This is a genomic window from Mycolicibacterium novocastrense, from assembly GCF_001499835.1.
Lineage (GTDB): Bacteria > Actinomycetota > Actinomycetes > Mycobacteriales > Mycobacteriaceae > Mycobacterium > Mycobacterium novocastrense.
On sequence record NZ_LQIH01000023.1, the window covers coordinates 262,473 to 283,394 of the forward strand.

The 20,922-nt window shown below is 68.6% G+C and carries 22 protein-coding genes and 1 pseudogene; 17 read left to right on the forward strand and 6 right to left on the reverse strand.

The window, feature by feature from the left end; all coding sequences use genetic code 11:
- Nucleotides 1–4: 4 nt before the first annotated feature.
- The 7 genes from rimP to AU072_RS17680 all read left to right on the forward strand — a co-directional run bounded on the left by rimP (nt 5) and on the right by AU072_RS17680 (nt 7,670).
- Nucleotides 5–544: a ribosome maturation factor RimP gene (gene rimP / locus AU072_RS17650; RefSeq protein WP_064414968.1), complete on the forward strand. Its 540-nt coding sequence runs from the start codon at nt 5–7 to the stop codon at nt 542–544.
- A complete protein-coding gene (gene nusA, locus AU072_RS17655) occupies nt 541–1,584 on the forward strand; it encodes a transcription termination factor NusA (protein WP_064414969.1) in 1,044 nt (347 codons plus the stop codon). Before rimP ends, nusA begins: the two co-directional genes overlap by 4 nt.
- Before the next feature lie 194 nt (nt 1,585–1,778).
- Complete coding sequence (locus AU072_RS27675) at nt 1,779–2,054, forward strand: YlxR family protein (RefSeq protein WP_407937610.1); 276 nt, start codon at nt 1,779–1,781, stop codon at nt 2,052–2,054.
- Nucleotides 2,055–2,132: 78 nt separating this feature from the next.
- The gene (gene infB / locus AU072_RS17665) at nt 2,133–4,856 is read left to right on the forward strand and encodes a translation initiation factor IF-2 (RefSeq protein ID WP_064414971.1); all 2,724 of its coding nucleotides are present in this window, start codon (nt 2,133–2,135) and stop codon (nt 4,854–4,856) included.
- A gap of 1 nt (nt 4,857) precedes the next feature.
- Nucleotides 4,858–5,361 carry a 30S ribosome-binding factor RbfA gene (gene rbfA, locus AU072_RS17670; RefSeq protein ID WP_064414972.1) on the forward strand — a complete coding sequence of 168 codons (504 nt, stop codon included), beginning with the start codon at nt 4,858–4,860 and terminating at the stop codon, nt 5,359–5,361.
- On the forward strand, nt 5,336–6,334 hold the full coding sequence (locus AU072_RS17675; RefSeq protein WP_064414973.1) for a DHH family phosphoesterase: 999 nt from the start codon (nt 5,336–5,338) through the stop codon (nt 6,332–6,334). Before rbfA ends, AU072_RS17675 begins: the two co-directional genes overlap by 26 nt.
- A complete protein-coding gene (locus tag AU072_RS17680) occupies nt 6,327–7,670 on the forward strand; it encodes an MATE family efflux transporter (RefSeq protein WP_064414974.1) in 1,344 nt (447 codons plus the stop codon). Before AU072_RS17675 ends, AU072_RS17680 begins: the two co-directional genes overlap by 8 nt.
- 88 nt (nt 7,671–7,758) lie before the next feature.
- Here AU072_RS17680 and AU072_RS17685 read toward each other — a convergent pair.
- Nucleotides 7,759–8,326: pseudogene (locus AU072_RS17685) on the reverse strand (class I SAM-dependent methyltransferase).
- An 84-nt stretch (nt 8,327–8,410) separates the two neighbouring features.
- Nucleotides 8,411–9,166, reverse strand: a complete 756-nt coding sequence (locus AU072_RS17690) for an enoyl-CoA hydratase (protein ID WP_064414975.1) — start codon at nt 9,164–9,166, stop codon at nt 8,411–8,413.
- A 22-nt stretch (nt 9,167–9,188) separates the two neighbouring features.
- On the opposite strand from AU072_RS17690, the gene AU072_RS17695 reads away from it, so the two are divergent.
- On the forward strand, nt 9,189–9,470 hold the full coding sequence (locus tag AU072_RS17695) for a DUF2277 domain-containing protein (protein WP_064414976.1): 282 nt from the start codon (nt 9,189–9,191) through the stop codon (nt 9,468–9,470).
- 4 nt (nt 9,471–9,474) lie between these two features.
- Complete coding sequence (locus AU072_RS17700; RefSeq protein WP_064414977.1) at nt 9,475–10,035, forward strand: DUF1802 family protein; 561 nt, start codon at nt 9,475–9,477, stop codon at nt 10,033–10,035.
- Nucleotides 10,036–10,053: 18 nt separating this feature from the next.
- Here AU072_RS17700 and AU072_RS17705 read toward each other — a convergent pair whose 3' ends face one another.
- Together AU072_RS17705 and AU072_RS17710 are read right to left on the reverse strand one after the other, a co-directional pair.
- Nucleotides 10,054–11,724 carry a CocE/NonD family hydrolase gene (locus AU072_RS17705; protein WP_064414978.1) on the reverse strand — a complete coding sequence of 557 codons (1,671 nt, stop codon included), beginning with the start codon at nt 11,722–11,724 and terminating at the stop codon, nt 10,054–10,056.
- A 9-nt stretch (nt 11,725–11,733) separates the two neighbouring features.
- Nucleotides 11,734–12,342, reverse strand: a complete 609-nt coding sequence (locus AU072_RS17710) for a TetR/AcrR family transcriptional regulator (RefSeq protein ID WP_064414979.1) — start codon at nt 12,340–12,342, stop codon at nt 11,734–11,736.
- 116 nt (nt 12,343–12,458) lie between these two features.
- Here AU072_RS17710 and AU072_RS17715 point away from each other — a divergent pair, with 116 nt between their 5' ends.
- A complete protein-coding gene (locus AU072_RS17715; protein ID WP_064414980.1) occupies nt 12,459–13,613 on the forward strand; it encodes a sulfotransferase family protein in 1,155 nt (384 codons plus the stop codon).
- On the forward strand, nt 13,610–14,692 hold the full coding sequence (locus tag AU072_RS17720; protein WP_064414981.1) for a DUF7064 domain-containing protein: 1,083 nt from the start codon (nt 13,610–13,612) through the stop codon (nt 14,690–14,692). Before AU072_RS17715 ends, AU072_RS17720 begins: the two co-directional genes overlap by 4 nt.
- On the opposite strand, the gene AU072_RS17725 is transcribed toward AU072_RS17720, so the two are convergent.
- A complete protein-coding gene (locus AU072_RS17725) occupies nt 14,680–15,249 on the reverse strand; it encodes a DUF3558 domain-containing protein (RefSeq protein WP_064414982.1) in 570 nt (189 codons plus the stop codon). The two genes, AU072_RS17720 and AU072_RS17725, sit on opposite strands and share 13 nt — an antisense overlap.
- A 133-nt stretch (nt 15,250–15,382) precedes the next feature.
- On the opposite strand from AU072_RS17725, the gene AU072_RS17730 reads away from it, so the two are divergent.
- From AU072_RS17730 to AU072_RS17745, 4 genes are read left to right on the forward strand one after another with little or no spacing between them, the layout of a single operon-like run.
- Nucleotides 15,383–16,339, forward strand: a complete 957-nt coding sequence (locus AU072_RS17730; protein WP_064414983.1) for an ACP phosphodiesterase PptH — start codon at nt 15,383–15,385, stop codon at nt 16,337–16,339.
- Nucleotides 16,336–17,013, forward strand: coding sequence for a 4'-phosphopantetheinyl transferase PptT (pptT, locus tag AU072_RS17735; RefSeq protein ID WP_064414984.1), 678 nt, complete (start codon nt 16,336–16,338; stop codon nt 17,011–17,013). Before AU072_RS17730 ends, pptT begins: the two co-directional genes overlap by 4 nt.
- Complete coding sequence (truB, locus tag AU072_RS17740; RefSeq protein ID WP_064414985.1) at nt 17,010–17,891, forward strand: tRNA pseudouridine(55) synthase TruB; 882 nt, start codon at nt 17,010–17,012, stop codon at nt 17,889–17,891. The genes pptT and truB overlap by 4 nt, the downstream gene beginning before the upstream one ends.
- Nucleotides 17,892–17,942: 51 nt before the next feature.
- Nucleotides 17,943–18,359 carry a DUF6632 domain-containing protein gene (locus tag AU072_RS17745; RefSeq protein WP_064414986.1) on the forward strand — a complete coding sequence of 139 codons (417 nt, stop codon included), beginning with the start codon at nt 17,943–17,945 and terminating at the stop codon, nt 18,357–18,359.
- A 235-nt stretch (nt 18,360–18,594) separates the two neighbouring features.
- Here AU072_RS17745 and mntR read toward each other — a convergent pair whose 3' ends face one another.
- A complete protein-coding gene (gene mntR, locus AU072_RS17750; RefSeq protein ID WP_064349740.1) occupies nt 18,595–19,290 on the reverse strand; it encodes a manganese-binding transcriptional regulator MntR in 696 nt (231 codons plus the stop codon).
- An 83-nt stretch (nt 19,291–19,373) separates the two neighbouring features.
- Here mntR and AU072_RS17755 point away from each other — a divergent pair, with 83 nt between their 5' ends.
- Together AU072_RS17755 and rpsO are read left to right on the forward strand one after the other, a co-directional pair.
- Nucleotides 19,374–20,363 (forward strand): bifunctional riboflavin kinase/FAD synthetase, encoded by a 990-nt coding sequence (locus tag AU072_RS17755; protein ID WP_064414987.1) that lies wholly within the window; start codon nt 19,374–19,376, stop codon nt 20,361–20,363.
- Between the two features lie 198 nt (nt 20,364–20,561).
- A complete protein-coding gene (rpsO, locus tag AU072_RS17760) occupies nt 20,562–20,831 on the forward strand; it encodes a 30S ribosomal protein S15 (protein ID WP_064414988.1) in 270 nt (89 codons plus the stop codon).
- Nucleotides 20,832–20,922 lie beyond the last annotated feature (91 nt).

Sequence of the window (20,922 nt, forward strand, 5' to 3'; positions counted from 1 at the left end):
CGCCGTGACGGAGCATTCTGCGGGATTGCCGTCGCAGAACGAGGTGATCGAGCTACTCGACGGCGAGTTCGCGCGCGCGGGTTACGAAATCGAGGACGTGATCGTCGACCCGGCCGCGCGTCCGCCGCGCATCACGGTGGTGGCCGACGGGGACGACGGCCTCGACCTCGCTTCGATCGCCCAGCTGTCCCGTACTGCCTCCGCGCTGCTCGACGCCCTCGACGCGCGATCCGCGCCGTATGTCCTCGAGGTCACCTCCCCGGGTGTGGACCGCCCGCTGACCGCCGAGAAGCACTACCGGCGAGCACGCGGCCGCAAAGTCGAACTGACGCTGTCCGACGGCTCACAACTGACCGGCAGGCTCGGCGAAACCCGCGACGGCGTGGTGCGTTTGGTGGTGCGGAGCGGTCGGCAGGCCAACTTCTCCGTCCGGGAGTTGCCCTTGGACGGCATCTCGAAAGCCGTTGTGCAAGTTGAATTCTCGCCTCCCAATCCGCGAGAGCTGGAGCTGGTCGGCCAATCTGGGAAGGAGGCGTCGGCGTGAATATCGACATGGCCGCGCTACACGCCATCGAGGTCGACCGCGGAATTCCGGTGGGCGAGCTCGTCGAGACCATCAAATCCGCACTGCTGACCGCATATCGACACACCGAGGGCCACGCCGCCGAGGCGCGCATCGAGATCGACCGCAAGACCGGCGAGGTCAAGGTCATCGCGTCCGAGGTGGACGAGGACGGCAACACGATCACCGAATGGGACGACACCCCAGAAGGATTCGGCCGCGTTGCCGCGACGACGGCGCGCCAGGTGATGTTGCAGAGATTCCGCGACGCCGAGAACGAGAAGACCTACGGCGAGTTCTCCGCCCGCGAGGGCGACATCGTGGGCGGGGTGATCCAGCGTGATGCGCGGGCCAACGCCCGCGGCCTCGTCGTGGTCCGGATGGGCAGTGAGACCAAGGGTTCTGAGGGCGTCATCCCCGCCGCCGAACAGGTACCCGGCGAGCGCTACGAACACGGCGACCGGTTGCGCTGCTATGTCGTGGGCGTCAGCCGCGGCGCGCGCGAACCGCTGATCACACTGTCGCGCACACACCCGAACCTGGTACGCAAGCTGTTCTCGCTGGAGGTGCCCGAAATCGCCGAGGGCTCGGTCGAGATCGTGGCGGTCGCCCGGGAGGCCGGTCACCGCTCGAAGATCGCGGTGGCCTCGCGGGTCCCGGGGTTGAACGCCAAGGGCGCCTGCATCGGGCCGATGGGTCAGCGGGTGCGCAACGTGATGAGCGAGCTGTCGGGCGAGAAGATCGACATCATCGACTACGACCCCGATCCGGCGAAGTTCGTCGCCAACGCGCTCTCACCGGCCAAGGTGGTCTCGGTGACGGTCATCGACGAGGCCGCACGCGCGGCCCGCGTCGTCGTACCCGACTTCCAGCTGTCACTGGCCATCGGCAAGGAGGGGCAGAACGCCCGGCTAGCGGCCCGGCTCACCGGTTGGCGCATCGACATCCGTAGCGACGCGCCGCCGGCGGGGGCCGGCGAGCCCGATCAGGGCGCGGCACGCGGTGTCGTGGGGGACCGGTAAGCGCCGGCCGGCGCACGCGTCCACGCCGAGCAGCGCAGCCATTTCAAATACCGGCGGACGTGACGGTAGACTCACCTGTGATCCAGCGCGAGACTTCGGCTTCGGCGCAACGACGCAGCCCCGACGATCCTGTCGGACCGGTGCGGACCTGCGTTGGCTGCCGAAAACGAGAGCTGGCCGTCGAACTGCTTCGGGTGGTCGCTGTCGGCAACGTCGATGGGGCTGGGAATTCTCTCGGCACCGTCACCGTTGACCCGGCGAGAAAGCTGCCGGGGCGGGGTGCGTGGCTGCATCCCACTCCTCAGTGCCTCGAGGCGGCGATTCGTCGGCGAGCGTTCGGTCGAGCGTTGCGCATCACCGGTTCACCGGACGTATCCGCGGTGATCGAGTATGTCGGCACGTCAAGTGGTGCCGGCCCGCCCGACCCCTCGGCAACAGAACAGGTAGCGAAGAACATGAGCACACCGTGAAGTCCCGATGACCATGCGTCATAGCTAACCCGAGGCGCGGCGCCTACCACCGCTGACGCCTCTAGAGATGGAGATGTAGTGGCAGGTAAGGCCCGTGTACACGAGTTGGCCAAGGAACTCGGTGTCACCAGTAAGGAAGTTCTCGCTCGTCTGAGCGAACAGGGCGAATTCGTCAAATCCGCGTCCTCCACCGTCGAGGCCCCGGTCGCGCGCCGGCTGCGCGAATCCTTCGGCGGCGGCAAGAAGGCTGCCGAGAAGGTCAAATCCGATGGCAACGGTTCGGCGGCTGCCTCGTCGACCGCTGCGCCCGCCGCGCCTGCCAAGAGCGCCGCTCCGACGGAGCCCGCGAAGGCGCCCGCGCCCAAGCCTGCGGCACCGGCCGCCGAGGCTCCGTCCGTCGCGCCTCCCGCGGCGGCCGCCGCCCCGCCGGCTACCCCCGCCGCGCCCCCCCCCCCCCCGGGCCCGACACCCGGCCCGCGTCCGGGGCCCACGCCGGGTGCGCCGAAGCCCGCGCCACGCGTTCCCCGCGTCGGCAACAACCCGTTCTCCTCTCAGCAGCCGGTCGACCGGCCGATGCCGCGTCCCCAAGGCCCCCGACCCGGACCCGGTGCTCCGCGGCCCGGCGCCCCCCGTCCCGGCGGTGCGACGCCCGGCAACATGCCGCCGCGGCCGCCCGGCGCGCGGCCCGGCGCGATGGGTCGCCCCGGTGGCCCGCGTCCGGGCCCCGGCGGTCGCGGACCCGGTGGCGGCGGTGGTCGTCCCGGCGGTCCCGGCGGCGGTGGTGGCGGCGGCGGTAACTACCGCGGTGGCGGCGGCGGCGCACCCGCCGGCGGAGGCTTCCGCGGTCGTCCCGGTGGCGGCGGTCGGCCCGGCCAGCGTGGCGGTGCCGCCGGCGCCTTCGGTCGGCCCGGTGGTGCGCCCAAGCGCGGACGGAAGTCGAAGAGGGCGAAACGCGCCGAGTACGAGAACATGCAGGCGCCGGTCGTCGGTGGCGTCCGGTTACCGCACGGCAACGGCGAGACCATTCGGCTCGCGCGCGGCGCGTCGCTGAGCGACTTCGCCGACAAGATCAACGCCAATCCCGCGTCGTTGGTGCAGGCGCTGTTCAACCTCGGCGAGATGGTGACGGCGACCCAGTCGGTCGGCGACGACACCCTCGAGCTGCTCGGCAGCGAGATGAACTACAAGGTTCAGGTCGTCTCGCCGGAGGACGAGGACCGCGAGCTGCTGGAGTCCTTCGACCTCTCCTACGGAGAAGACGAGGGCGGCGAGGAGGACCTCGAGCAGCGTCCTCCCGTCGTCACGGTCATGGGCCACGTCGACCACGGCAAGACCCGACTGCTGGACACCATCCGTCAGGCCAACGTCCGCGAGGGCGAAGCCGGCGGCATCACCCAGCACATCGGCGCCTACCAGGTCGAGGTCGACCTCGACGGCACCGTTCGCCCGATCACGTTCATCGATACCCCGGGTCACGAGGCGTTCACCGCCATGCGTGCCCGTGGGGCGAAGGCCACCGACATCGCGATCCTGGTGGTCGCCGCCGACGACGGCGTGATGCCGCAGACGGTTGAGGCCATCAACCACGCGCAGGCCGCCGAGGTGCCGATCGTGGTGGCGGTCAACAAGATCGACAAGGAAGGCGCCGACCCGGCCAAGATCCGCGGCCAGCTCACCGAATACGGGCTGATCCCCGAGGACTACGGCGGCGACACGATGTTCGTCGACATCTCCGCAAAGCAGGGCACCAACATCCAGGCGCTGCTGGAAGCGGTCGTGCTGACCGCCGACGCCGCTCTGGACCTGCGGGCCAACCCGGACATGGAGGCCCAGGGCGTGGCGATCGAGGCACATCTGGACCGCGGCCGCGGACCGGTGGCCACGGTTCTGGTGCAGCGCGGCACGCTGCGGGTCGGCGACTCGATCGTGTCGGGTGACGCCTACGGTCGCGTCCGCCGCATGGTGGACGAACACGGCGAGGACGTCGAGGAGGCGTTGCCGTCCCGGCCGGTGCAGGTCATCGGCTTCACCTCGGTGCCGGGCGCAGGTGACAACCTGCTCGTCGTCGACGAGGACCGTATCGCGCGCCAGATCGCCGACCGGCGCAGCGCACGCAAGCGCAACGCGCTGGCGGCCCGCAGCCGCAAGCGGATCAGTCTCGAGGACCTCGATTCGGCGCTGAAGGAAACCAGCCAGCTGAACCTGATCCTCAAGGGCGACAACGCCGGTACGGTCGAGGCGCTCGAGGAGGCCCTGTTGGGCATTCAGGTCGACGACGAAGTCGAGCTGCGCGTCATCGACCGCGGTGTCGGCGGCGTCACCGAGACCAACGTCAACCTGGCGTCGGCATCGGATGCGATCATCATCGGGTTCAACGTCCGCGCGGAGGGCAAGGCCACCGAGCTGGCCAACCGCGAGGGTGTCGAGATCCGGTACTACTCGATCATCTACCAGGCGATCGACGAGATCGAGGCCGCGCTCAAGGGCATGCTCAAGCCGATTTACGAGGAGCGCGAACTCGGCCGCGCCGAGATCCGTGCGATCTTCCGGTCGTCGAAGGTCGGCAACATCGCCGGTTGCCTCGTGCAGTCGGGGATCATGCGACGCAACGCGAAGGCCCGGCTGCTGCGCGACAACGTCGTGGTGGCCGAGAACCTCACCGTGTCGTCGCTGCGCCGCGAGAAGGACGACGTCACCGAGGTTCGCGAGGGTTACGAATGCGGTCTGACGCTGACGTACTCCGACATCAAGGAAGGCGACGTCATCGAGACCTACGAGCTGGTGGAAAAGGAGCGCACCTAGAGTGGCGGACCCCGCACGGGCGAAGCGGCTGGCCAAACGCATTTCCACCATCGTCGCCTCGGCGATCGAGTACGAGATCAAGGATCCGCGGCTGTCGGGTGTGACGATCACCGACGCCAAGGTCACCAACGATCTGCACGACGCAACGCTGTACTACACGGTGCTCGGCGCGTCGCTGTCCGACGAGCCGGATTACGGCGGGGCGGCGGCGGCGCTCGAGAAGGCCAAAGGTGTGCTGCGGTCCAAGGTGGGGGCGAGCCTCGGTGTTCGCTTCACGCCCACCCTTGCGTTCGAGCGAGACACCGTGCCCGACGCCGCGGTCAAGATGGAGGAACTGCTGGCCCGCGCTCGCGCCGCAGATGAGGATTTGGCGAGAGTTCGGCAAGGTGCCAAGCACGCCGGCGATGCGGACCCGTACCGTGTCAGTGAGGTGGAGGGCGAGGCAGTAGCCGGGGGGCCCGACGACTCTGAGGACAGCGGTGACCGCGATCGACAAGACGACTGACGCCCTGGAAGTGGGCGATCGGGTCGACGCCCACGGTGCAGCCGAACTGGTGTCGGCGGCCGCCTCGGTCGGAGTGGTCTGCCACGTCTATCCCGACGCCGACACCATCGGTGCCGGTCTGGCGCTGGCGTTGGTCCTCGATCAGGTCGGCAAGAGCGTCCAGGTGAGTTTCGCGGCGCCCGAGACACTGCCCGAATCGCTGCAGTCGCTGCCCGGCGGTCATCTGCTCGTCGGCCCCGACGAGATGCGCCGCGACCCCGACCTGATCGTCACCGTCGACATTCCCAGCGTCAACCGCCTCGGCGTGCTGCGCGGCCTCGTCGACGACGGTCGTGAAGTCCTGGTCATCGACCACCACGCCTCCAACCAGCTGTTCGGCACCGCCAACTACGTCGACGCCTCGGCGGACTCCACCACGATGCTGGTGGCCGACCTGCTCGACGCGTGGGACAAGCCGATCGACATCGGCGTCGCGCATTGCCTATATGCGGGCCTGACCACCGACACCGGCTCGTTCCGCTGGGCCACCCCGCGGGCGCACCGGCTCGCGGCGCGCCTCGTCGATCTCGGGGTCGACAACGCCGGCATCAGCCGGACCCTGCTGGACACCCATCCCTACGCCTGGTTGCCGATGCTGTCGCGGGTGCTGTCCTCGGCGCAGCTGCTGCCGGATGCCGCCGGCGGCCGCGGGCTGGTGTGCGCGGTGGTGGACTACGACGAATGGGTCAACGCGCGGCCCGAGGAAGTCGAGAGCATCGTCGACATCGTCCGCACCACCGAAGAGGCCGAGGTGGCCGCGGTGTTCAAGGAGATCGAGCCGGGGCACTGGTCGGTGTCGATGCGGGCCAAGTCCTACGACCTGTCACCGGTCGCGAGCGGATTCGGCGGTGGCGGTCATCGCCTGGCCGCGGGATATTCGGCCACCGGGTCCGCCGAGGACGTGGTGAAGGCGTTGCACGCGGCCCTTGGCTGAGCCCGATCCGGAGCCGCCGAACGCTCCGGTGACCGGCCGCCGGATCGCCGGGCTGGCATTCCCCGCGCTCGGAGTGTTGGCGGCCGAACCGATCTACCTGTTGTTCGATCTCGCGGTCGTGGGCCGGTTGGGCGCCCTGGCGCTGGCGGGGTTGGCGATCGGCGCGCTGATACTCACCACGCTGAGCTCCCAGATGACCTTTCTGGCGTACGGGACCACCGCCCGCTCGGCCCGCTTCTACGGCGCCGGCGATCGGCCGGCCGCGGTCGGGGAAGGCGTGCAGGCCACGTGGCTGGCGCTGGGATTGGGCGCGGTGATCGTCGCGGCGGTGCAGGTGTTCGCGGTGCCGCTGGTGTCGGCGCTGGCGGGGTCGGCCGACGGGGGAGAGATCGCCGACGAGGCGCTGTCGTGGGTGCGCATCGCGATTCTCGGCGTGCCCGCGATCCTGGTGTCGGCGGCGGGCAACGGGTGGATGCGTGGCGTGCAGGACATCGTGCGGCCGCTGAAGTTCGTCGTGTTCGGGTTCGCGCTGTCGGCGGTGCTGTGCCCGCTGCTGGTGTACGGCTGGCTCGGCATGCCACGGCTCGGGTTGCCGGGCTCGGCCGTCGCGAACGCGGTGGGGCAGTGGGTGGCCGCCGCGTTGTTCTGTCGCGCGCTGCTGATCGAGAAGGTGCCGCTGCGCGTGCACCCGGGGGTGTTGCGCGCGCAGGTGGTGATGGGTCGCGACCTGGTGTTGCGGACGCTGGCGTTCCAGGCTTGTTTCGTGTCGGCGGGCGCCGTCGCCGCCCGGTTCGGTGCGGCCGCCGTGGCTGCGCATCAGGTCGTGCTGCAGCTGTGGAATTTCCTTGCGCTGGTGCTGGATTCGCTGGTGATCGCCGCGCAGTCGCTGGTCGGAGCGGCACTCGGCGCGGGTCAGCTGACGCACGCCAAATCGGTGGCCTGGCGGGTGACGATCTTCTCGGCGTTGGCCTCGGCGGTGCTGTCCCTCGTGTTCGCGGTCGGTGCGTCGGTGATCCCGAGTGTGTTCACCGACGACCGCTCGGTGCTCGACGCGATCGGGGTGCCGTGGTGGTTCATGGTGGCTCAATTGCCCGTTGCCGGAATCGTTTTCGCGCTCGACGGAGTACTGTTGGGTGCCGGCGACGCAAAGTTCATGCGCAATGCGACGCTCGCCAGTGCGCTGGTGGGCTTCCTGCCGTTGATCTGGCTGTCACTCGCGTTCGGTTGGGGGCTGCTGGGTATCTGGGCGGGGCTGTCGACGTTCATGGTGCTGCGGTTGGTGTTCGTCGGCTGGCGCGCCCTCTCGGGCCGGTGGCTCGTGCCGGGCACGGCTTGACCTCCTTGACGCGAGCGCCCGCGTCTGTACAGGACACGCCGCAAAGAATTGGCAGAACGTGGCCGCTCGCGGGGCGTCAGCGTCCGCGCTAAGCGCGGGCCCGCGCGATCGCGGCCCAGCCGAACTCCGTCGTCTTCGCCCGTACATCGTCAAACCCCGCCGCCGCCAACCGAATCGGCAGTGTCGCGGGGTCGACCGGGGTTATACGTGTCGCCTTCGTGCGCGACGGCCAACTCGTCGCTGCCGAGGCTGTCGCTGGCCACCAGTGCCGCGCCGGGCCGCAGTACGCGGGCGACCTCGGCGAACAGCCGGTCTTGGAGTTCGGCGGTGGGGACATGGTGCAGCATCGTGAAACATGCTGCGCCGGTGAAGCGGTCGTCGTCGTAGGACAGAGCCGTCGCGTCGCCGCGCACGATCTCGACGGTCGGCACATCGGCGAAGCGAGCGGTCAGCATCGCCGCGAGTTCGTCGTCGATCTCCACCGACGTCAGCCGGCCCGGCGATTCGCTCAACACGTCGGTGGTCGCGCCGTAGCCAGGTCCGACCTCGAGCACGTCGTCGCCGAGGTCGATCTCGCCCAGCGCCCACGGCAGAATCACCTCGCGGATCAGCTGTCGCCATTCCTCGCTGCCGCAGTATTCGTGCGCTTCGTTCACGCTCGCAGCCTATGAGGGTGCGCAAACTGCTGTAAATCCGCGGCGTGTCTTGTGCAAACACGCCCGCTCGCGCATTGCCGGAGGTCAGCGGACCTGGGCGCGGCCTCGCTCGAAGACGCCGGCCCGGCTGGCGGCGATGTCGTCCCCGCTGGTCGTGCGCATCCATTCGCGCGCCGAGGCGGCCTCGATCCACAGTCCCTCGTTGGTCTGAGCTTCGTCGATGCGGTGATACGACGCGAGCAGAGCGCGCACGGCCTTCTGGTTGTTGCCGACGATCGACGCCGCGATCTGGCGGGCCGCGGGCAAGAGCTGATCGTGGGGGACCACTTCGGTGACCAGGCCGGCCCGCAACGCGTCGGCCGCCGACAGATAGTCACCGGTCAAGCTCATGCGACGGGCCATGCCGACGCCGACCTTCTGCGGCAACCGCACCGACAGCCCCCATGTCGGCAACAGCCCCACCCGGGCATGTGTATCGGCGAACCGCGCCTGTTCGGAGGCGATCAGCACATCGCAGTACAGCGCGATTTCGAGGCCACCCGTCACCGCTGCGCCGTTGATCGCGCCGATCACCGGCTTGGTCATCGGCGGCCACTTCGGCGAGATGTCGGGCAGCTCGGTGGTGTCGCCCAGCTCCTTGAGGTCCAGACCCGCGCAGAACACCGGGTCGGCGCCGGTGACGATCACGACGTCGACATCGTCGTCGGCCTGCGCCTCGCCCAGGGCGCGGTAGAACCGCCTGCGCAGTTCGGCCGACAGCGCGTTGCGCGACTGCGGCCGGTTCAGGGTGAGCGTGCGCACGCGATCTTGGGTTTCGATGAGCAGGATGTCGTCAGTCACCCGACGAACCTATCGTGGAGCCATGTGCCGAAACATCACCGAGCTACGCGGGCTCGAGCCGGCGGCCACCGGCGAGGAGATCGAAGCCGCCGCGCGCCAGTACATTCGCAAGGTCAGCGGCATCACCCGGCCGACCGCGGCCAACACCAACGCCTTCGAGGCCGCCGTCGCGGAGGTCACCGCCACCACCGTTCGGCTGCTCGCGTCCCTGCCGCCCCGGCGCCAGCCACCCAAGACGGTGCCGCCGCTGCGCCGACCCGAGGTCCGGGCCCGTATAAGCGCCAAAGCGGCGGCCGCGACATAGTCCGATGACGACGACGCTGACGCAGCCCGCGCTCAAAGAGTGGAGCGCCGCGATACGTGCGCTGTTGGACGGCAGGCAGACCGTGCTGCTGCGCAAGGGCGGTATCCACGAAAAGCGGTTCGCGGTCACGGCGTCGCGCTTCCTGCTGTTTCCGACCGTCGCGCACAGCCACGCCGAGCGGGTGCGCCCCGAGCACCGCGATCTGCTCGACGTGGCGACCGCGGACAGCACGCAGGACGCCGTGGTGGTCCGCGCCGGTGCCCGCGTCGTCGCCGCGATCGAGGTCAACCGGCCGGAGGCGCTCGAAGAGATTGCGCCCCTGCATATCTGGACCGACGCATCGGTCCGCGCCGACCGACTCGATTTCCGCCCCAAGCATCGGCTCACCGCGCTCGTCGTCCAGGCCGCCCCCGTGGTGAGACCGCTGCGACTCGAACGCACCCCCGAGTACGCGGGTTGCACCAGTTGGGTTCAGCTGCCGGTGGACCCCGAATCGGCACCCCCGGTGCACGACGACGCCACGCTGCACGAGATCGCCGAGAGCGTGCGCCGCTCGGTGGGGTGACCCACGCCGACCCGCGCCTCAGCCCGCGGGCGGCTGCGGTCCGGCGGGTAGCACCAGCCGCGACGCACCGTCGCCGAGATGCACCGTGTGCGTGGCCGGCGCGAGGGTTCTGCCCGTACCGAGCGGTTCACCGGTACCGAGGTTGCGGGCGAACCGGGGGTGCGAACCGCCCGCCACGATCACCCGGATCCGTGACCCCGCACGGAAGCGGTGCGCGATCGGATCGAGTTCGATGCGCACCTGACCGGAATCCGGTGCGGCGCTGATGTAGCCGTCGCTCACATTGCGTGAGCGTCCCTTGGCGTCCACCTCGCTCACGCGGACGAACAGATCGTTGTACGGGTTGTCGCACGAGTGCGACAGCTCCACGACCGGCACCCCCACGACGTACTTGTCGGCGGGAAGGCGGTCACCGGTGAAGCTCAACACGTCGGCACGCTGAGCCAGGCTGGTGTCCTTGCGATATCCGCCTTCCGGCGACAGCAGGCGGCCGCCCACGGTCGGCGTCGGATTCGCCGGGTTGTAGGTGAACGTCGACGGAGCCGCGGTCTCGGGCGGGACGGCGTCGCCCAGGCGGCCACCCGGTTGCAGGTAGCGCACCACCTCGGGCATGGGCGGCGGCCAGTCGGGCAGGTCGATCCAGCCGCTTCCGTTGACGAAGATCCGCACCGGCTGGCGCCGCGTGCTCTCGACGCCGGTGAGGTGAGCGCCCAACCAGTCGAGCGTGTCGCGGATGGCGGTCCGCGTGGCCTTGGTCAATAGCTGGGTGTGGGTCCACGGGCCCACGGTCAACCCGACCTCGACTCCGCGCTCGCGCAGCCGCCGATACTGGGCCATCGTCTGCTCCAGGAACAGGTCCTGCCAGCCGCTGATCAGCAGCACCGGCACGTCGGCGCTGTCCAGGGCGCGACGCAGGTTCAGAGCGGTCCAGAAGGGGTCGTCGGCATCGGGGTGATCGAGCCAGGATTCCCACCACGGCGCACCCGAGCCCAGCAGCGCGCGGCCCGCCTCCCCGGCGGGCAGCCGCTTCACCGCCCGGGCGAGTCGACGCCGCGACCGCAGCTGTCGCACCAGCGCCCGCGCCCGGTTCCGATCCTCCTGATAGGCCACCAGATGGCTCCAGCCGAGGAAGTCGCTCAGCGCGAAGGAACCGCGGCCCCACCGCGGCCCGCTGACGTCGTGCGGGCCGACGGTGATCACCGCTGCCTTCATCTCCGGTGGCGGGTCGGTGAGCAGCGCCCACTGGGTGAAACCGAGATACGACAGCCCGATCGTGGCGAACGAGCCGGTGAACCAATCCTGGTTGCGCAGCCACTCGACGGTGTCGGCGCCGTCGGCGATCTCGTTGACCATCGGGTCGAAGTCGCCGCCGGAGCCGTAGGTGCCGCGCACGCTCTGCAGGACCACGTGATATCCGCGTGCGGCATAGACACGTGCGTAGAGGGCGGCGAAGGGGAAGTCTCGGCCGTAGGGGCAGCGCACCAGCAGCGTGCCCGCCGGGTCCGCGGTGGTGGGCGCATAGTGGTCGGCGCGCAGCTCGATGCCGTCTCGCATGGGAACGCGGACCTTGTCGACCGTGAAGTCGGTGGTGTGCGGCGGCAGCCGCAGCAGGCGTGACACGGTGCGTCCGGTGAGCTGCTTGACCTTCGAACGGGCTGCCGGCGGGGCGGCGACGGTGGAAGCGGTCACCTCACGAGGCTACGCAGAACCGATGCCGCCGCCGTCGATCGCCCGTGTCACCTGGGCCATCAACCAGTCGATCGCCTCGGTCGCCGCGTGGCCGTCGAGGCCCCACACCGCGACCAGACGCTCGTAGGTGGCCGGGCTCCACAACACGTCGAGCAGACCCGCGATCGCGCGCCGCTGCTCATCGGGAAGTTGCGGTGAGGCCTCGATGACTGCTCGCTGCAGCGCGTCGCGGCGGCGGACGTCGGAGCTGACGAACGCGGGGTCCGCCGGCGACGGTGCGCTGCGCTCGACCGAGAAGCGTTGCAGCGACGCGAAAACCCGCGCCGTCACCTCGCTCAGGTTCGCCAACGTGACGTCGTCATAGGACACGCCGGCCTCGTCCTCAAGGCGCTGCATCACCGCATCGTGCAGATGGCGTTCGGTCGGGAAATGCCGGTACACGGTCCGCTCGCCGACCCCGGCCCGCGCGGCGACGGCCCTGAACGTCAGCTCGCGCCAGTCCCAACTCTCGAACTCGTGCACCAATTCACTGCCCGCGACGACGATGCGCTCACGAGTGTGGGCGGCCTTGCGTCTGCGGACGCTGTTGTCGTACGCACGTGTTGACGAGCCGGCCATAGTGATGACAGTGTACTGTCACCAATTCACAATCCTGCCGAACGTTGATCACCGCGCGAAGAGTCACCGGGATATCGAGCGGTGATGAACGTTGGCGGGTCGGTGGGAGGTGCAGCGTGGCATCTGTCGAGGAGCTGATGGCCGCGGCCGTCGAACGCACCGGGCTCGACGACTTCGGTGAGGACTCGTTCCGGGAGGGCCTGGAGATCCTCGTCCGTGCCCTGCGCGACGAAGCTCGGCTCAACGCGCGCGGCGAGCACTTTGTCTACGACCGCATCAGGCTGCACCTGTCTCAGCGGCTCTTGGTGGAGGATTGGTACCGACGCCATCCCGGCATCGACGACGAGCAGATCCGCTCGCCGCTGTTCGGGCTGGGACTGCCGCGGACGGGGTCGACCGCGCTGTCGTTTCTGCTCGCCCAGGATCCCGATGTCCGTTACCTGCGCAGCTGGGAGTCCGCGCAGCCGTGCCCTCCACCGTCGACCGTGCGCGGCGACGACCCCCGCATTCCGCCGGATCAGCGGCCCGTCCTCGTCGGCACTCGCCACCACGTGCCCACTGACGTCCGCGGCCCGATGGAATGCCTGGACCTGATGGCGCTCGACTTCAAATCCCAGATCTTCCAGGCCTACGCGCAGATTCCCAGCTACTCTCAATGGCTCTGTGACGCAGCTGATTTCACGTCGACCTACCGCTACGAACGACGGGTGCTCAAGTTGCTGCAGTGGGGGGAACCGACCCGCCCGTGGCGGCTCAAGTCACCGGCACACGTGCTTTCGCTGGACTATCTCGTCCGCGTGTTCCCTGACGCCCGCTTCGTCATGACACACCGCGATCCGGCCGACGTGCTGTTGTCGGTCGTCGACGTCTACGCCGACATCGTCGGCGGCTTCACCGACCACCTCGACCGGCGTTATCTCGGTGAGCTCAACGTCACCCAGTGGTCGACGGGCATCGCGCGGGTGATGGCGTTCCGCGAGAAGGCCGCGGATCGGTTCTACGACATCGACTTTCGTGCCATGCAGGACGATCCGATCGGTGAGGTCAAGCGGCTGTACAGCTGGCTCGGCGAGGGTGTGACCGACCGGTTCGAGGCGCATATGCGGACGTGGTGGGCCGAGAACGCCGAAAAGCGTGAGCCGCACCCCAAGGCTGACCCACAGGCGTTCGGCCTGGACGACAACGTGATTCGACCGTTGTTCGCCGCCTACGTAGACGCTTACGCCGGTGACTCTCGGCGTCCGGAACGGCAGAAGGAAAGTGCGCCATGACCCCCGACGTGACCGGCGGCATCGACCCGGCCCGCGAGTACATGTTCGACGAGCGGCCGCAGGACCCCGAGATGCGGGATTCGGTCAGCTTCTGGGTGTTCGACGAAAGCGGTGAGGTCGGCCTGCCCAGAATCGGCATCGAGGCGGTCGCGTCCAACTGGGGCGCCCACGGACTACAGGTCAACCTGGCGTTCGCCGACGGACGCGTCTACCGGTTACGCGACGACGGAAAGAGTAAGCCGGTGCGGGGCCGCGACGGCAAACCCACGGTGCTCGGGGCGGGGCCGCTGACGTTCGAGTGCGTGGCGCCGTTCGACACGTGGACGGTGGCGTTCGACGGCCGCGCGGTCGAGACGTCCTCGGAGGCGCTGGCCGCCGGTGACAAGAGCGGCCCGCTGGTCGACGTGCGGTTCGAGGTCGAAGCGACGATGGCGGTGCCGCCCTGGAGCCAGGGCGCGATGCGCGCGGACGCCGCCGATCAGCTGCAGACCACGGTGGTCGGCGAATTGATGGGTGGCGCCCGTTACGAACAGTTGTTCCGCGCCGACGGTGCCGTGGAGGTGGCGGGTCGTCGGCAGCCGCTCACGGGTACCGGGCTGCGCATCCGTCGGCAGGGTGTCCGTCGGCTGGAGGGGTTCTGGGGACACTGCTGGCAGTCGGCGCTGTTCGACAGCGGACGTGCGTTCGGCTACATCGCCTACCCGCCGCGGCCCGGCGGTCAGCCGAACTACAACGAGGGGTATCTGTACCTCGGGGACTCGGCAGCGCTGATCCCCGCCCGCGTCGTCGAGGCCCCGTGGCTGCGCCGACTGCAACCGCGTGGGGAGGACGTGTCGATGGTGCTCGAGACGGCTCGCGGAACCGTGCGCATCGAGGGGGAGACCGTGCTGTCCACACACGACATCGCCGATCCCGCCGCGATCCCCGCCGAACAACTGGCAAAGATGGCGAACTGGACGTTTCCTGCCCTGCAGCAGGCCGGTGTGCGCTACCGCTGGGACGGCGAGGAGACGATCGGGATGCTGGAGCGGTCGAGCCCGATGGACCGCATCGAGCCAACGGCCGATCAGAACACGTAGTGCGGGATCAGCTCGTGCGCGCGTTGCAGGTTGGTCTGCATGCAGTCGGGGTCGGGTTCGGAGTAGATCGGCGAGTAGAACAGCGACTGCTGCAGGACGCCGTAGCTGGTGTCGAAGGCGATCATGCAGGTGATCCACCAGCGGTTGTTCCAGTCGGTCGGCTTCATCACCCAGTACTGCGCGGCGCGATGCCCGTCGATGTCGAGCTGGACCGCGTCGACGGGCAGCGTCTGCTCATAGGTGCGCCAGACGATCGCCTCCACGGCCAGCTGATAGTTGCCCGCGTCGTAGCGGCACCGCAGCTGGTCCTCCGGCGTCGGCGGGGTGAAGGTCAGGCCGATCGCCTGCACCGCCTCGAGCGGGATCTGCTTGCACGGGTTGAACGGTGACGGGTCAGTCGTCTCGATCACCGGCCACTTGATCGACGTCGTGACATTCGTCATCGGGATGTCGTCTGCTGTCACCCGCGGGGCACCTGCGGGGTTGGCCTGCCACACCACCATCACCGCAGCGATCAGTGCGCACAGCGCCGAGACCAAGCGCAGCTTGGTGAGCATGTCACCCCTTCGTTTCGGCAGTCCGACCCTGCGGGGAGTGTAGCGGGCCGCTCCCACCGCCCGAAGAGGAAACAAGAACCTGTTCTAGTTGCCGGGCGAACCACGTGCATCCGGTTAAGTACCCTGGTCAGTTGTGACACGCGACGGCCGACGACCCACCCTCTGGGCGATCAGCGACCTGCACACGGGTCACACAGGCAACAAACCCGTGACGGAGTCGCTGCACCCGGCCTCGCCCGACGACTGGCTCATCGTCGCCGGCGACGTCGCCGAACGCACCGACGAGATCCGGTGGGCCCTGGACCTGTTGCGCAAACGGTTCGCCAAGGTGATCTGGATTCCGGGCAACCACGAGCTGTGGACCACGAACCGCGACCCGATGCAGATCTTCGGCAAGGCCCGCTACGACTACCTGGTCAACATGTGCGACGAGATGGGCATCATCACGCCCGAGCACCCGTTCCCGGTGTGGACCGAGGAGGGCGGCCCGGCCACGATCGTGCCGATGTTCCTGCTGTACGACTACACCTTCCTGCCGGCGGGCGCGGCCACCAAGGCGGAGGGACTGGCCATCGCGCGCGAGCGCAACGTCGTCGGCACCGACGAGTTCCTGCTATCCGCCGAGCCCTACGCCACCCGCGACGCGTGGTGCCGCGATCGGGTGGCCTACACCCGCAAACGGCTCGAGGACCTCGACTGGATGACGCCGACAGTGCTGGTCAACCACTTCCCGATGGTTCGCGAACCCTGCGACGCGATGTTCTATCCGGAGTTCTCGCTGTGGTGCGGCACCACCGCCACCGCCGACTGGCACACCCGCTACAACGCGGTGTGCTCGGTCTACGGGCACCTGCACATTCCGCGCACGACGTGGTACGACGGTGTGCGGTTCGAGGAGGTGTCGGTCGGTTACCCGCGAGAGTGGCGGCGCCGCAAGCCATACCGCTGGATGCGCCAGATCCTTCCGGATCCGCAGTATCCGCCCGGGTACCTCAACGAGTTCGGCGGCCACTTCCACATCACCCAGGAGATGCGGGAGAACGCCCAGAAGATGCAGCAACGGATCCGCGACAGGCAGGTCTCGCGATGACGGTCGCCGCTTCGCTGCTGTCCGGTGTGCTGCCGACGGCACCAGGGCTGGCCGCAGCCGAGGTCTACCGTGATCCGCCGGACCTCGCGCCGCTGCCCGAGGAGGAGTCACTGGTCGCCAGGTCGGTCGCCAAGCGACGCAACGAGTTCGTCACCGTGCGGTACTGCGCGCGGTTGGCGCTTGCCGAGATCGGTGTCGGGCCTGTGCCGATTCTGAAGGGGGAGAAGGGCGAACCGTGCTGGCCCGACGGTGTCGTCGGTTCGCTGACGCACTGTGAGGGCTACCGGGGCGCAGTGGTCGGCCGGCGGGCCGAGGTGCGGTCGCTGGGTATCGACGCCGAACCGCACGGTGTGCTGCCCGACGGTGTGCTCGACGCGATCAGCCTGCCCGCCGAGCGAGCCGAACTGCGGCAGCTGCCCGAAGGGCTGCACTGGGACCGAATCCTGTTCTGCGCCAAAGAGGCAACCTACAAGGCGTGGTTCCCGGTGACTCACCGGTGGCTGGGTTTCGAGGACGCGCACATCGTCTTCGACGTCGACGACGGCGGCACCTCCGGTGGTTTCGTCTCGCGAATCCTCATCGACCCGGCGGCGATGCACGGACCGCCACTGGAAACCCTGACCGGCCGGTGGTCGGTCCGCGACGGTCTGGCGTTGACCGCGATCGTGCTATGACCGAGGCGGGGCTGGTCATCGTCGACAAACCCGCGGGCATGACGAGTCACGACGTCGTCGGCCGCTGCCGTCGGTTCTTCGGCACCCGCAAGGTCGGACACGCCGGGACCCTTGACCCGATGGCGACCGGTGTTCTGGTCGTCGGCATCGAGCGCGCCACCAAGATCCTCGGACTGCTGACGGCGACGGACAAGGCGTACCGCGCGACCATCCGCCTCGGCCAGACCACCTCCACCGATGACGCCGAAGGCGAGGTGCTGCACGAGGTTTCGGCCGGCCACGTCACCGACGAGGACATCGACCGCGCGGTCGCCGACCTGCGGGGTGAGATCGACCAGATCCCGTCAGCGGTGAGCGCGATCAAAATCGGCGGACAACGCGCCTACAAACTCGCGCGCGAAGGGCAAACCGTCGAGTTGGCACCCCGCCGCGTGCGGATCGACCGTTTCGCGGTACTCGAGGCACGGCACGAAGCCGGCGTCATCGACGTCGATGTCGAAGTGGAGTGCTCGAGCGGCACCTACATCCGTGCTTTGGCCCGCGACATCGGGGCCACGCTGGGGGTCGGTGGGCATCTCACGGCGTTACGACGCACCAGAGTCGGCGGCTTCGGGCTGACCGAGGCGCGCTCGCTGGACGAGCTCGCCGAAACACCACGGCTGTCGTACACCCTGGACGCCGCGTGTCTTCTGACGTTTCCGCGGCGGGACCTGACCGCCGACGAGGCCGAGGACGTGCGTCACGGCCGACCGCTCAAACCGGCGGGCATCGAGGGAATCTACGCCGCTACGGCTCAGGACGGGCAGGTCGTCGCGCTGCTGGAAGACAGGTCCGCTCGCACGAAGTCGGTCGTCGTGTTGCGTCCCGCGACCTTGTAGGCCGGCGCATCCGGGCGCATACTGACGCCCTCCTAGAGATGGGAGCCGACAATGGCGTCTGCGTACAAGGCTCTTCAGATCGCATTGGGCGTGTTCGGCGTGGTCGCCCTCTGCCTGTATCCGCTTGCCGCCGTGTGGCCGTCAGGATGGGAGTGGCATCCGGGACCACCGCACCACTCCGACTACTTCATGATGATCGTCGGCCTCTACGCAACGCTGGGCGTGTTCCTGGTGTGGGCGGCGCGAAACCCACGCGCTCATCTGAGCCTGATCTGGTTCACGGTGTGGTCCAGCGTCGTCCACGCCGTCATCATGGCGGTGCAGTCGGTGCGCGGTGAACACCAGACCGGGCATCTGCTGGGCGATGTGCCCGCGCTGCTGTTGGTCGCGATCGTGCTGGCGGTGCTCGTGCGGGCTTCTGGGCTCAAGATGTCCGAGGAGCAGCCCGCTGCCCTGGAACGACGCTGACGGGCACCCCGCTGAAATGTGAGGCGATGGCGCAAATCCGACGGCCGGTTTCTCGCTGCCCACCATTCGCGAAGGTGCCCGCCTCACAGCGAATTATTCGCTGGCAGCGAATAATTCGCTGATAGGCGGGCACTCGACGAAGTGGTCGCCAGCCCGGCGTTCGGCAGCCCGACGGAGATTCACAAACCAGGGGTTCAGAAACCAGGGGTTCACAAACCAGGGGTTCGCAAACGAGCTAGCTCGCTACCACCCAGATGGCTTCTGCGGCCGGGCTTCCCAAGTCGACGGTGGTGTCGTCGCCGTCTGCCGACTCGATGGCCACCGAGATCATGCCGGCGAAGTCGCGCCGGGCCACCACGCGAAGCCGTGAGTCCAGACTGATGCCGACACTGTCGAAGTACCGGAGCATCTCCGGATCGGCGTCGGAGATGCGCGCGATGGTGCCGCGGTCGCCGTCGTGGCAGGCCGACAACTGGCGTGCGTCCGGGGTGGGCACGCGTCCGTCGGCGGCCGGGATCGGATCGCCGTGCGGATCGCGGGTCGGGTGCCCGAGCTTGGCGTCGATGCGGTCGAGCATCCGGTCCGACACCGCGTGCTCGAGCACCTCGGCCTCGTCGTGCACCTCGTCCCAGCTGTAGCCCAGCTCGCGAACCAGGAACGTCTCCATCAGCCGATGTCTGCGCACCATCGCCAGGGCCGCGGCCCGGCCGGCCTCGGTCAGCGTCACCGCGCCGTACTTCTCGTGGTCGACCAGGCCCTGGTCGGCGAGCTTGCGGATCGACTCCGAGGCGGTGCTGGCCGACACCCCGAGCCGCTCGGCCAACAGTTTGGTGCTCACCTTCTCCTGCGACCACTCCTGGACGGTCCAGATGACTTTCAGGTAGTCCTGGGCAACCGTCGTCAGGTCACGCGCATCGCCGGCAGGATTCACATTGAGAAAGTTTAGGCAATACTCACCTCATCCGGGGGATCCGGCGACGCGGCGAACCTCGGACGCGCCGTAGGCTTGCCCTCGTGCAGCGCTGGCGGGGACAAGACGAGATCCCGACGGACTGGGGCCGATGTGTGGTCACCATCGGGGTCTTCGACGGTGTGCATCGCGGACACCAGGAGCTGATCAACCACGCGGTCAAGGCCGGCCGGTCGCGTGGGGTGCCCACCGTGCTGATGACTTTCGATCCCCATCCGATGGAGGTCGTCTTCCCGGGCAGTCATCCCGCCCAGCTGACCACGCTGACCCGGCGCGCCGAACTGGTCGAGGAACTCGGCGTCGACGTCTTCCTGGTGATGCCGTTCACCGCCGACTTCATGAAGCTGACCCCGGAGCGCTACATCCATGAACTCCTGGTCGAGCGCCTGCACGTGGTCGAGGTCGTCGTGGGGGAGAACTTCACCTTCGGCAAGAAGGCGGCGGGCGATGTCCACTTGTTGCGCCAGGCCGGCGAGCGCTTCGGCTTCGCCGTGGAGAGCATGACCCTGGTTTCCGAGGCTCTTGGGGTGGCCGACACCGCCCGGGACGAGGCCGTCACGTTCTCCTCGACCTACATCCGGTCCTGCGTCGACGCGGGCGATGTCGTCGCCGCCGCCGAGGCGTTGGGGCGCCCCCATCGCGTGGAGGGCGTCGTGGTCCGCGGCGACGGACGCGGCAAGGTGCTGGGTTTTCCGACCGCCAACGTGGCGCCGCCCATGTATTCGGCGATACCCGCCGACGGCGTCTATGCGGCGTGGTTCACCGTGCTGGGTCATGGACCGGTCGCGGGCAGCGTGATCCCGGGCGAGCGGTACCAGGCCGCGGTGTCGGTGGGGACCAATCCGACGTTCTCCGGGCGCACCCGCACCGTGGAGGCGTTCGTGCTCGACACCACGGCCGACCTGTACGGCCAGCATGTCGCCGTCGACTTCGTGGCCAGGCTGCGCGGCCAGGAGAAGTTCGCCAACGTCGACGACCTGGTGGAGCAGATGGGCCGCGACACCGAACACGCCCGCGCGATCCTGACCCGCTGACGCCGAGCGCTCAGTCCCGAACGCAAAACCCCAGGACAGCGGGCCAACCAGCGTATGTAGATGAGCGCTCGGCGGATTTCGTGCTGTACACCCGCCGCTGCTAGACTGCCTGCCGACCGGGCGTGCGCTGCAGTTCGCGGCGGCCGCGCCTCCCGGGCTCACGCCCCTTCCCGCGGACTGAAAAGATGGAGTTGTTTCGTGGCGCTCACCGCCGAAGAGAAAAAGTCGGTCCTTTCCGAGTACGGCCTGCATGACACCGATACCGGTTCGCCAGAGGCGCAGGTCGCGCTGCTGACCAAGCGGATCACCGACCTCACCGAGCACCTGAAGGTGCACAAGCACGATCACCACTCGCGGCGCGGTCTGCTGCTGCTCGTCGGTCGCAGGCGCCGGCTGCTCAAGTACGTGGCCCAGGTCGACGTCCAGCGGTACCGCACGCTGATCGAACGACTCGGCCTGCGTCGCTGACCTCGTACCGGCGCGTGAACGCGCGCAGGGATTCGGCCGGATACTCCCCGCAGAGTACGATGGCCTCGTTCGACTGCTACTTCGGCGCGAA

What these genes read in the sequence shown, in the direction of transcription:
- AU072_RS17695 (WP_064414976.1), top strand. Translation starts at nt 9,189, where the DNA reads ATGTGCCGAAACATCACCGAGCTACGCGGGCTCGAGCCGGCGGCCACC.
- AU072_RS17700 (WP_064414977.1), top strand. Translation starts at nt 9,475, where the DNA reads ATGACGACGACGCTGACGCAGCCCGCGCTCAAAGAGTGGAGCGCCGCG.
- AU072_RS17745 (WP_064414986.1), top strand. Translation starts at nt 17,943, where the DNA reads ATGGCGTCTGCGTACAAGGCTCTTCAGATCGCATTGGGCGTGTTCGGC.
- pptT (WP_064414984.1), top strand. Translation starts at nt 16,336, where the DNA reads ATGACGGTCGCCGCTTCGCTGCTGTCCGGTGTGCTGCCGACGGCACCA.
- AU072_RS17725 (WP_064414982.1), bottom strand. Translation starts at nt 15,249, where the DNA reads ATGCTCACCAAGCTGCGCTTGGTCTCGGCGCTGTGCGCACTGATCGCT.
- truB (WP_064414985.1), top strand. Translation starts at nt 17,010, where the DNA reads ATGACCGAGGCGGGGCTGGTCATCGTCGACAAACCCGCGGGCATGACG.
- AU072_RS17710 (WP_064414979.1), bottom strand. Translation starts at nt 12,342, where the DNA reads ATGGCCGGCTCGTCAACACGTGCGTACGACAACAGCGTCCGCAGACGC.
- AU072_RS17720 (WP_064414981.1), top strand. Translation starts at nt 13,610, where the DNA reads ATGACCCCCGACGTGACCGGCGGCATCGACCCGGCCCGCGAGTACATG.